The sequence below is a fragment of the Kiritimatiellia bacterium genome (genome assembly GCA_018001225.1).
Lineage (GTDB): Bacteria > Verrucomicrobiota > Kiritimatiellia > CAIQIC01 > JAGNIJ01 > JAGNIJ01.
In genome coordinates this window covers 1-10,728 of sequence record JAGNIJ010000067.1, presented here as the reverse complement: position 1 = coordinate 10,728, position 10,728 = coordinate 1, and the positions used below count along the sequence as shown (strand labels likewise).

At 70.3% G+C, this 10,728-nt stretch carries 13 protein-coding genes; 2 read left to right on the top strand and 11 right to left on the bottom strand.

Annotated elements, in window-relative coordinates; genetic code table 11:
- Both KA248_15465 and KA248_15460 read left to right on the top strand, forming a co-directional pair.
- The coding region (locus KA248_15465; GenBank protein ID MBP7831306.1) for a hypothetical protein at nt 1-319 on the top strand (319 nt) is incomplete at its 5' end.
- A gap of 72 nt (nt 320-391) precedes the next feature.
- A complete protein-coding gene (locus KA248_15460) occupies nt 392-691 on the top strand; it encodes a hypothetical protein (protein MBP7831305.1) in 300 nt (99 codons plus the stop codon).
- 10 nt (nt 692-701) lie between these two features.
- Here KA248_15460 and KA248_15455 read toward each other — a convergent pair whose 3' ends face one another.
- The 11 genes from KA248_15455 to KA248_15405 form a co-directional block, all read right to left on the bottom strand.
- Nucleotides 702-1,904, bottom strand: a complete 1,203-nt coding sequence (locus tag KA248_15455) for a cell division FtsZ family protein (protein ID MBP7831304.1) — start codon at nt 1,902-1,904, stop codon at nt 702-704.
- Nucleotides 1,901-3,109: a cell division protein FtsA gene (gene ftsA / locus KA248_15450; GenBank protein MBP7831303.1), complete on the bottom strand. Its 1,209-nt coding sequence runs from the start codon at nt 3,107-3,109 to the stop codon at nt 1,901-1,903. The genes KA248_15455 and ftsA overlap by 4 nt, the downstream gene beginning before the upstream one ends.
- A gap of 16 nt (nt 3,110-3,125) precedes the next feature.
- Nucleotides 3,126-3,992, bottom strand: a complete 867-nt coding sequence (locus KA248_15445) for an FtsQ-type POTRA domain-containing protein (GenBank protein MBP7831302.1) — start codon at nt 3,990-3,992, stop codon at nt 3,126-3,128.
- Nucleotides 3,993-4,018: 26 nt separating this feature from the next.
- Complete coding sequence (locus KA248_15440) at nt 4,019-4,915, bottom strand: D-alanine--D-alanine ligase (GenBank protein MBP7831301.1); 897 nt, start codon at nt 4,913-4,915, stop codon at nt 4,019-4,021.
- Nucleotides 4,912-6,339: a UDP-N-acetylmuramate--L-alanine ligase gene (gene murC / locus KA248_15435; protein ID MBP7831300.1), complete on the bottom strand. Its 1,428-nt coding sequence runs from the start codon at nt 6,337-6,339 to the stop codon at nt 4,912-4,914. The genes KA248_15440 and murC overlap by 4 nt, the downstream gene beginning before the upstream one ends.
- Nucleotides 6,332-7,423, bottom strand: a complete 1,092-nt coding sequence (locus KA248_15430; GenBank protein MBP7831299.1) for a UDP-N-acetylglucosamine--N-acetylmuramyl-(pentapeptide) pyrophosphoryl-undecaprenol N-acetylglucosamine transferase — start codon at nt 7,421-7,423, stop codon at nt 6,332-6,334. The genes murC and KA248_15430 overlap by 8 nt, the downstream gene beginning before the upstream one ends.
- Nucleotides 7,424-7,457: 34 nt before the next feature.
- A complete protein-coding gene (locus KA248_15425) occupies nt 7,458-8,015 on the bottom strand; it encodes a methylated-DNA--[protein]-cysteine S-methyltransferase (protein MBP7831298.1) in 558 nt (185 codons plus the stop codon).
- Between the two features lies 1 nt (nt 8,016).
- Nucleotides 8,017-8,541: a hypothetical protein gene (locus tag KA248_15420; protein ID MBP7831297.1), complete on the bottom strand. Its 525-nt coding sequence runs from the start codon at nt 8,539-8,541 to the stop codon at nt 8,017-8,019.
- A 12-nt stretch (nt 8,542-8,553) separates the two neighbouring features.
- Complete coding sequence (locus KA248_15415) at nt 8,554-9,300, bottom strand: hypothetical protein (protein MBP7831296.1); 747 nt, start codon at nt 9,298-9,300, stop codon at nt 8,554-8,556.
- Nucleotides 9,301-9,331: 31 nt separating this feature from the next.
- Nucleotides 9,332-10,039 (bottom strand): LysM peptidoglycan-binding domain-containing protein, encoded by a 708-nt coding sequence (locus KA248_15410; GenBank protein ID MBP7831295.1) that lies wholly within the window; start codon nt 10,037-10,039, stop codon nt 9,332-9,334.
- A 326-nt stretch (nt 10,040-10,365) separates the two neighbouring features.
- The gene (locus tag KA248_15405; GenBank protein MBP7831294.1) at nt 10,366-10,635 is read right to left on the bottom strand and encodes a hypothetical protein; all 270 of its coding nucleotides are present in this window, start codon (nt 10,633-10,635) and stop codon (nt 10,366-10,368) included.
- Between the last annotated feature and the right edge of the window lie 93 nt (nt 10,636-10,728).

Below are 10,728 nucleotides of genomic sequence, written 5' to 3'. Positions count from 1 at the left end.
GATTTTCGGCATTCTGGTCGCCGCCGCCCTGCTTCCGCTGATCGGCTGCGAGGACTATGACAAAAAAGCCAACCGGCTCACCTTTGAAAATGCCTCGCGGTACACCGTGCAGGTCATCCCGCTGACCACCGAGTGGGAGGGCTTCACCCTGGGCATGGGCGAAAGAGTGCGGCTAAACGACATCCGCGACGTGGACTACCGTTACGAACCCGAAGGCGCCGTGCAGGAGGGCTCCGCTTCCTCGGAACGCTACATCGTCTTTGTCGACGCCCCTCCGTCCGATGAGCCGGACGAGGCCCCGGTGGCCGAAGAAGAGTAGCGGCGGCGCGTTGGCGGCTTGCTTGTTAAAGCCCTCCGCGTTATCCTTCCGCTGTACGGGAGGTGATGTCGGATGGCGGACATCAGCGACATCTACAGCTTCATGAGGAAGGCCGCGCCGCCTCCCTTCAGCGCCGCCGGGTTGGCCGGCGCCCATCAGGCCTCGGCGCGAAAACACCGTTCTTCCGCGCAAGTCGTCGTATGGATGGGCCTGGCCATCCTTCTCGTTCTGGCCATCGTGGCCTTTTTCGAGGGCCGATCCGGCTCCCCGGACCGAGCGGCGGACGCGAGGACGGAGGAGACGGGCGGGGCGCCCCGCCCGACACCGGGGGAGCCGGCCCCCCCGGGCGTCCTGCCCTTCATGGTTCCCTGAACCGGAGCGATCAGCGCTCGAACGACAGCTTGATGCCCCGGCGGAGATACGTGGGCACGTCCAGGTCCTCGCCCTCCACCACAGTGGGATCGACGCCCCGGAACCGGCCGCGCTCTTCCTCGCTGAACGGCAGTTCGGGCTGGACCGGGCGCACCGGTTCGCTCCCCGGCGGCTCCTCGGCGGGCACCGCTACGGAACGAGGCATCACCGCGGCCTCGTCCCATCCTTCCGCGGCCAACACGATCACCGCCAGGCGGCCTTTCCAGTCGTCCTCGATCGCGGCGCCAGGGAAAAAGCGTACGTCGGGCCGTGTGCGCGTGGTCAACTGTTCCATGATCCTTGTCACCTCGGCCAGGGCCAGGTCCGGCCCGCCGACGATGTTCACCAGCAGGGCCTGGGCCTCGCCGAGGAGCCGGCCCTCATCCAGAAGGGGGCTCTTCATCAGGCGCGACAGGGCCTGCTCGGCCTTCTTCGAGCCGGAGCCCTCGGCGTAGCCGAACGTGCAGGCGCCGCTGCTGTGCTCGACCATGTTGCGCAGGTCGGCGAGGGTCAGGTTGATGATCCCGGGCTGCGTGAGCAGTCTCCAGAGCGAGCGCACCGCCACGTTGAGCATCGCGTCCGTGCGCGTAAAAGCGTCCCGGAGGCTCTCCTGGTCGTCGGCCAGGCCCAACAGGTGCTGGTTCGGCAGCGTCACCACCATATCCGCCTGCAGGCGCAGCGCCTCGAGCCCCTCGGCGGCCAGCTGCCGGCGCCGCAACCCCTCGAACTCGAACGGGAGGGTGACCAACCCGATCGTCGTGACCCCGGCCTCGCGCGCGATCCGGGCAATCGCCGGCGCGGCGCCGGTGCCGGTGCCCCCGCCGAACGTGACCACCAGCAGGAGAACCTCGACGCCGACGAGGACTTCCCGGATCAGGTCCGCGTCTTCTTCCACGGCCAGCCGGCCCAGGTTGGGATCGCCGCCCGTCCCGACGCCCCGTGTCAGCGACCGGCCCACTTGCAGTCGGCGTTCCGGCATGCCGCACGCGGACAGGGCCTGCTGATCCGTGTTGACCAGCCAGACCTCGGGCCCTGTGGCCCACGCGGACGCCATGCGCGCGACGCTCTGGCAGCCGCCGCCGCCCAGGCCCATCACCAGCACCCGGCAGGACGCCGCCGGGCCATCCGCCCGATCGTCCGGCCCGCCGAAGCGGGTTTGTTTCAAGCCGCTCATGAGCCGAACCACGATTTGAAGATCTTCTTCAAGGCGCCGCCCAGCCCCTCTTCCCGCGGCCGCGTCTTGAAGGCGTACTTGATCATGCCCGCGGGCGCGGCAAACTCGGGGCTCTCGGTGACCACCGCGAGGCCGGCCAGGCCCACCGGGTTCCCGATCCGGCAGGGCAGCCCGAAAACCCTTTCCGCCAGGGGCAGAAGATCCCGCGTCTGCGCGACGCCCCCGGTCAGCACGACGCCGCCGCCCAGGGCATAGAGGCATCCCTTCGCTTCCAGCCGGTCGCGCACCAGCCGCAGGGTCTCCTCCAGGCGCACGCTGATGATGGTGTTCAGGTCGGAAAGCTTCACCGCGCGGTCGGGCTGGCCGGAGTCGCCGGGCAGTACGACCTTCTGGGAGCGGGCCGCCAGGTCGACCGTCGCGCCACCCTCGCTCTCCTTGACCCGCTCCGCCTCGGCGACGGACAGGTGCAGGCCCCGTGCGATATCGTTGCTCACGTGGTCGCCGCCCACGGCAAAGCAGCCCGCGTCCGCGATGATGCCGTGCGCGTAGGCGACGAAATCCGTCGTCCCGCCGCCCAGGTCCACCACCGCGACCCCGTTCTCCTTGTCCTCGCGGGTCAGGACCGCCAGCGCGGCGCACAATCCGGAAAAGGCGACGTCCTCCACCTCCACCTGGGCGCTGCGCACCACGCGGACCAGGTTGCGCATCCGGTTGAGAAGGCCGTGGATCACCAGCATGTCGACGGACAGCTTGGAGCCTTCCATGCCGACGGGATCCGGGACGCCATCCTGGTCGTCCACGTAATAATGCTGGCAGATGGTGTGGAGGACCTGGCGGTCGGCGCCCAGGCCGACGGAGCGGGCGTGCTCCATGGCGTGGTCGACATCCTCCTCCATCACCTCGTGATCGCGGTCGCCGACCGGGACACTGCCGCGGTTGACCAGGCTGTCCACGTGCCCGCCGGTGACGACCAGGTGGACCTGGTGGATGTGCACGTGCCCGTTTTCCTCGGCCCGCTCGAGCGCAGTCCGCAGGCAGGTTTCGGCATTCTCCACGTGGACGATTTCGCCCTTGCGCACCCCGCGCGACGGGCACTCGCCGAGGCCGGTGATCATCCAATGCCCGTCGTCGCGCGACTCTCCCACCAGGGCGCGGATGCGGCTGGTTCCGATCTCCACGGCTACCACGGGGGGGGGACTGCTCATGACGGATCGGGGCGCCTCATTGGTGGATGACGGGGAAATTCCGGTCGACGGTCATGTTCACCGAGGCGATCGCCCGTCCCTCGTCGGCCGACTGCTTGATGATCTCGCACAACCGCTCCATGCGGGGCTGCATGTCCCGCCGCGGGAAACGGATCCGCTCCCCCCGTTCCAGTTCGACGCGCAATTCCTCGTTGTCGGACACGTCCACCCGGCGGAGGCGGACGAACCGGCTGTACAGCGGCTCGTCGCTCAAGTCGATCAGGGCCAGGGCGGATTGAATGCCGGGGTCTTCGACACGGCTGCCGGGACGCAGGCCGCGCGCCCGGTAGCCGGTGATGACGGGCAGGCGCGCGGATACGGAACTCGGGCCCAGCGCGTAGCCCTCGCGGTCGACGGCGAGGGCCTGGCCGCCGGCCTCGTCGCCCAGCCGCGCCACGGCCCTGCGCTCGGAGATGCGCACCCGCAGCGTGTCCGGCAGCACGCGGGTCACGGTGACCATGCCGACGACGGGCACGCTCTCCAGTTCGCGGCGGATCTTGCCGAGGTCCAGCGCGAAGAGGTTGAGCCCGGTGTCCAGCCCGGCGTATTCCCGGATATGCCACGACTGCAGCTTGCCGTCGGAAACCAGGTCGAGCGTGCGCACGGTGAAGCGGTCGTTCGCGGAAAAAAGGGCCTGGCCCAGTCGGCGCGCGCCCTCGGTACCGAGCCAGAGAGCCGCCGCGACCACGACCAGCAGGAGCACGACGGAGCCGACCTGGTAGAGCCGTTCGCGCTGCCGGGCCCGGCGCGGCTTTTCCACCTGCAGGATGGTTTCGCGCAGGCGCACCTGGTGCTGCACGGCCCCGCGCCGACGATCGTTTTTATAGCGTTGCCAGTACCACACGGTTCGTCTCTTTGCGTACTTGCCGGCTAATGTACCGTCGCCTTGCGCATGATTCGATCACAAACTTCGGAAAATGTCATCCCCGCCGCGCGCGCGGCTTTAGGAAAAAGGCTGGTCTCCGTAAAGCCGGGGATCGTGTTGAGTTCCAGCACGAACAGTTCCCCCTCGTTCGACAGCCGGAAATCCACGCGGCCGAAGGTCTCGGCGCCGAGGGAGTGAAAGGCCCGGACGGCCAGTTCCCGGCAATGCGCCGCGGCCTCTTCCGGGATGGGTGCCGGGACCAGGAACTCGCTGCGCCCGGCCGTGTACTTGGCCGTGTAACTGAAGAACGGCTCCAGCGGCCGGATCTCCAGCACCGGCAGGGCCTCCCCGTCGAGGAGGCTGACCGTCAGTTCGCGGCCCTCGATGAAGGACTCGACCAGCACCTCCTCGTCGTGGGCGCGCGCCCCGGCCAGGGCCCCCGGCCATTCCGATTCCGCCATGGCGCGGTAAACCCCGATGCTCGAGCCCTGGCACGGCGGCTTGGCCACGACCGGCAGCGGCAGGCGCCGGGGCTGGCCGTCGCGAAGGACCTCGTAGGCCGGCGTCGGGATGCCTTCCCGCTCGAAGACCTGCTTGGTCAGCCGCTTGTCGAACGACCGACGGCTGGCCTCCGGCCCCGAGCCGGTGTAGGGCACGCCGCGCCGGCGCAGGATCTCCTGCAGGCGGCCGTCCTCGCCGAAGCGCCCGTGCAAGGCAATGAAGACCGCCTCGACGCCCGGCGGGATTTCGATGCTTTCGCTGTCCAGCAGGAGCTCGGTGACCCGGTAGCCGGCCTCGCGGAGCCCCTTGGTCACGCCGGCGCCGGACCGCAGCGACACCTCCCGTTCGTCGGACGGGCCGCCCATCAGAACCGCGACGCTGGTATAGGTTTTCTCGCTCATGCACTTCCTTCTTCCCCGGACACGCCTTCCATTAAATCATCCCTCGCCCATCCTGCCAATTGCTCCACGTCGCCCGCGCCGATCACCAGGAGCAGGTCGCCGCTCCGCAGGCTCCGGCGCAAGGCCCCGCGCGCCTCCTCCAGCGAGGCCTCGAGGCGGACCGGCGCCCCCCCGAACGCCCGGAAATGCCGCAGCAGGTCGTCCGCGGTCCCGCCTTCCAGCGGCGGCTCGGACGCCGCGTACACGGGCAGCAGGAGGATTTCGTCGGCACCCTCGAAGGCAGGCGGGAACTCGGGCCCGAGCGCGCGGGTGCGGGTGTAGCGGTGCGGCTGGAACACGACCCGCCGCCGTCGCGCCGGGAAGGCGGCCGCCGTGCGCATGACGGCGCGGATTTCCGTGGGATGGTGGGCGTAGTCGGACACCACGGTCACGCCGCGCGCGGCCGCCACGATTTCGAACCGGCGCCGCGCGGGACAGAAACCGGCCAGCGCCTCCGCGGCCGCTTCGAACGGCACCCCCAGTTCCTCCGCGACCGCGACGGCCGCGAGCGCGTTCTGGGCGTTGTGCACTCCGCCCACCGGCAGGCGGAAGGCCCCGGCCCGCCGTCCGCGCACGGCCACCTCGACGCGCACGCCGTCCGCGTTCGAATCCAGCACGGTTCCGCGCACCTCCGCGGCCGGCGCCCAGCCATAGGAGCGCGCGGCGGGCAGGTCCGCGCAGAGCGCCGCCGCCCGCGGATCGTCGGCGCAGAAGATCACCCGGCGGCGCGCGGCCTTCACGAACCGCTCGAAACAGTCCACCAGCCCGGCCTCCCCGTCGAAATGCTCCAGGTGGTCCAACTCGATGTTCGTCACCACCGCGATGTCCGGCCGGTACAGGGCCAGCGTCCCGTCGCTCTCGTCGGCCTCGACGACCAGCAGCGTCCCGCCCCCCACCCCGGCCACGCCGCCCAGGAGGTCGACCTCGCCCCCGATGCAGTAACCGGGATCCCGCCCGCCCTGGCGCAGCGCCTGGGCGATCATCGCCGTGGTCGTGGTCTTGCCGTGCGTTCCGCCGACGGCCACCGAGTCGCGGCCTTCCAGCAGCGCCGCGAGGACCGCGCCCCGCGAAAGGACCGGGATTCCTATCGCGCGGGCCGCGCGGATCTCGTCGCTGGATTCCGGTACGGCCGTGCTGCGTACGACCCACCGGATGCCGCCGTCGAGATGCGCGGGATCATGCCCCTGCGCGAAACGAAGGCCGCGCCGTTCGAGATCGTCCGTCAGCCGGTTTCGCGCCGCGTCGCAACCGGACACCGCGAGGCCCCGGCCGGACAGGTGGATGGCGAGCCCGGCCATCCCGATGCCGCCGACGCCCACGAGGTGGACGGCCGAGCCGGGCGGAGCGCCCAGCAGCGCGCATACCGGGTCCGTCTCGTTAGCCACGGCGGGCCTCCGCGACCTTCTCCACGAGGTCGGCGAGCGCCTCCGCCCCGCGGCCCGAGACCCGCTGTTTCGCGGCGGCGCGCTGGCGCGCCAGCCGGCCCGGGTTGCGCATGACGCTGACCACGTAATCGGCCAGCCATTCCTCGTCGAGGTCCTGCTCCGGCACGACATCCGCGGCGCCCTTTTTTTCCATCGCGCGGGCGTTGGCCGTCTGGTGGTCGTAGGCCGCGTGGGGGTACGGCACGAGGAGCGCCGGGAGGCCGAAGATCGAGAGTTCCGCGCACGTTGCGGCTCCGGCGCGGCACACGGCGAGGTCGGCCCGGCGATATACCGAGGCCATGTCCGCCAGGAACGGAAACACCTCGTGGAGAACGCCTGCCTGCTCGTAGGATTGGCGCACGGCGGATTCGTCCGCGAAGCCGGAGAGATGGATCACGCCGACCCGGTGGCCCGCCGCGTGGACTCGGACCATGGCCCGGGAGACGGACTCATTGAGCCGATGGGAGCCGCGGCTGCCGCCCATGACGAGGAGGGTGAAAAACTCGCGCGCGGGGGCGGCGGGCGGCACGGCGCTCGCGGCCTCTTCCAGGTCTCGGCGCAGGGGCATCCCGGTCCAGACCAGCTTGCCGTGCCGCAGGTAGTAGCTCGATTCCTCGAAGCTGACGGCCACCGCGGCGGCCCACCGGGACAGGAACCGGATGGCCCGGCCGGGCACCACGTTGGCCTCGTGCAGGACCACGGGGATGCCGCCGCGCAAGGCGCCGTACACGGGCCCGGCGGAGGCATAACTGCCCATGGCGAGCAGGATATCCGGCCGGCGCGAGACCATCTGCCGGCGGCACCGGCCGGCCGCGCGGGCCAGTTTCCAAGCGCTGCGCGCGGAGCGCAGGGAGAACCCCGACGGGAAGCCCTCGGCGGGCACGGTCACCACAGGGCCGGTCCAGCCCTTGAGGGCCGGGGCTTCGACATCCTTTCCGGCCAGCCACAGTTCGATGTCGTGGCCGCGCTGCCGGAGGACTTCGGCCGTGGCCAGGCCGGGAAAGATGTGGCCCCCGGTTCCCCCGCACGCTATGGCCGTTTTCACGTGGAGAATTCCCGGTGGAAGTGCCGCGGCGCAATCATGGCCGGCGGGTCCGGCGCCCCGGGCCCGGCTTCGCGGCGGCCCGGGATTCCCGGTCCAACAGGAGTCGTTTCCAGGGCAGCCCCCCGGAGAAGCCGCCCAGCCCGCCGTCCCCGGCCCGGACGCGGTGACAGGGAATGAAGAGGGGCAAAGGGTTGGCGCCGCAGGCGCGGCCGACGGCCCGCGCGCTTCCGGCACGCCCCACCTTGCGGGCGAGTTCCCCGTAGCCCAACACGGTGCCGGGCGGCAGGGTAAGCAAGGCGCGCCACACCCGCAGTGTGAAGGGCGACGCCGCGGGCCAATCCAGCGGCGGGGGTTTCCCCGGCCGTCCCTTGAACAGCGAAAGGACATAACGGCGGGCCCGGTCGAGCACGGCCCGGTCTTCCTTCGTGCCCGCGCGCAGGCTCGACGTTTTCCAACGGAAGGGCTGCCCCGGCTCCGCGCGGAGCGCCGGCAGCGCGCACGCGCTCACATGCCCGGCGCGGGCGGCGATGCGCACCGGCCCCCAGGTCGAATCCATCCGCAGCTCGGCGCACTGTTCGGCGGCCTTGTGCATGCTAGAACACCAGCCGGTACAGGATGAAGCCGACCACGATAACGATGAGAATCATGAACACGGCCTTGTTGCGCTGCACCCGGCCCTCCCCCTTGGCCGGCGGCGAACCCACGAAGCTCCCGCTCGCAAAGTAGTTGGTGAACCGCTCGTCCTTCAGAAAGCGCGCGCCCTTGCGCGCAGGGTCCGCCGGGGCGGCCGGCGCGGGCGGAGGCTCCTCCGCTTTCCGCTTCTTCTCGCGCACGGGGACGGGCGGACGCCAGGCGAAGAGCTCGCCCGGGGGCGGCGCCGCGGCGGCTTCCGCCGCCTCGTCCGCGGCCTTGTCGGCCTGCCGCACCGGGTCCTCGCGCTGCGGCGGCGTCACGGCCGCCGGCCGCTTCTGCAGCGAACGGGGCCGCGGGGCGGAGGCCAGCCGCTCCGGCTTCTCGAGCGCCCGGTGGAGGGCCTTGAGGTCGGAGCGCACCTGCCGGGCCTCCCGGTCCAGTTCCTTCAGGCGGCGCTCGAACGGCGTCTTTCGGGCGGCGAACATGGAAACGGCTCCTTAGATCAGCAGGGACGAACGCAGGACGATCAGCACCGCCGCCAGGATGAGGATGAAAACGATCAGCGGCAGGCTCACCGCCAGGCCGACCTTGATCCAGTATCCGAAGGAGTGCTCGATCTCCGCGAAGGCGTGGCGGTCCTCGAACGTCACCGGCGCGTGCTGCGCCGGCGCCGCCTTGTCGCCCTGGATGGCGTCGAGCCGCGACATGGACTTGTTGTACTCCTGGCGGGCGTTCTCCAGGATGCTCAAGGCGCGCGTCAGTTCGTCGCGGTAGGAATCCTCGGGCCAGGACTCCTCGTTGAGGTCCTGCAGCTCGGCCATCATCATCTTGAAGCGCTTGCGGATGGACGCCAGCAGTTCGGACAGCTTCTCCGCCTGCACCTCCTCCTTTTCCAGCGTGACGACGCTCTGGCCGAACCGCTCCAGCATGTCGCGTTTCCCGCGCTCGTACTCCTCCGTCTTGCGGCGCAGGTCGTCCGTGTCGCGCTTCTCCCGCTCGATCTCCTCCTGGCGCTGCCGCAGCCGCTCGATATCCTGGGTGGCCTGGGCGCTCTTTTCGCTCATGTCCTGCTTGAACCGGGCCATGCGGGTCAGGTTGAAGTCCGCGATCGGGCGCACGGGCACCTCGTCCGAAGGCTGCTCGGGCAGGGGCGCGGCCGGCTCGTCGCCCGGGCCGAGCTTGATGCGCCGGGCGCTGTCGCGCTGCTTGATCAGGTCGTCGTCAAAAAAATCGGTGTCGGCCATGGGGTCCTCGCGGATTGGGGGTTGTTTGATGTCACTTCGGGATGATCAGGGTCTGGCCCACGCGGACGCTTTCCGGGCTTTTCAGGGCGCTGCGGTTGGCCTCGTAAATGTCCGCCCAGCGGGCCGAACTGCCGTACATTTTTTCGGCGATGCGCGAGAGGTTGTCGCCGGGCTGGACCACGTAGGTCGAGACGGCGGGCTGGGCCGGCGCCGGTTCCGGCGCTTTCGGCGCGGAGGCGGCGGCCGGGGCGGGGGTCGAGGCCGCGGCGGGCCGGGCCGGGCCCGCGGCCCCGAGGCGGGCGCGCAGGGCTTCGACCTCCTTGCGGAGCATGGCGATCTCCTCGATCGCGCCGGACGGCTGCGCCGGGAGCGTGGTCGCGAAGCGGACGCGCGCGTGCCGGATCAGGTCCTCGACGACGGGCCGCTTCTCGGTCTGCGGGCGCAGCTCAAGGTACCGCTGGTAGTGGTAGAGGGCGCGCACGTAGTCCTGCTTCTGGGAATCGTAGAGGTAGCCCACCTCGAGATGCGCCCGGGCCAGGGTCGGCTTGCGTTCGATCGCCTTGTTGAACAGCTCGATGGCGCCGTCGACGTCCTGCTGGTTCTTTCGCTCCCGCGCGCGGCGGATCAGCGGGTCCCGCTCCTCGATCTGGTCCAGCGTCCCGGCGCTGCGGGAACAGCCGGCGGCCGCGAGTGCGAGCAGGAGGCCCAGTCCTCCGCCCCACCGTTTCCACTGCTTCATTGAAAATCGCATCATCGCCCTCCGGGCCCGCCGCGCCAGCGACCTTTCGACTGGAGGATTCTTAATCTCCCCCGTCCCGGCGTCAAGAGCGGAACGTCCGCCCAAATCCGCGCGTAGGAACCTCCGACCCTATGCGATGCCGCGCAGGTTCTCCTTGGCGGTCACGGCTCGCGGGACGCTCGCCCTCCAGGCGAGAAATTTATCTGCATCGTATAGAAAGCGTTCTGAAGGGCGAGCGTCCCCGCGAGCCGCAAAGACAGCGGCGTGCGCAGAGCATGCCCGAGCGACCGCCATCCTTGCGCGCGGATTTGGGTTCCGCCGCGCGCTCACGGCCGCTCGAAGACCCGGCGGAATACGAAGAACCCGCGCTTGTCGGTCCACACCTCGTCGTTGGCGCGCACCGCGACGGCTTGCGATTGAAGGTCCACGAATGCGTTCGGCTCCATCCAGATGAAGGGCTCCTCCGGCGGGCCCTTGCACCCGGTCCCGCCCACGGCCGGCCAGGCCGCGTCCTCGTATTCCACCCCGCCCCAGGCCCCCGACGGCCGGAAGAGGTATTTCCACTCGGGCGTCGTGACCACGAGCCCGTGGTGCATGCGCAGGGCCGCCTGCAGCCAGCTGGGATACGGGCTCCAGAGCGTGTGCAGGGCCAGCGCATGCCGGCCCGGGCCGGTCTCTTATACACCTCT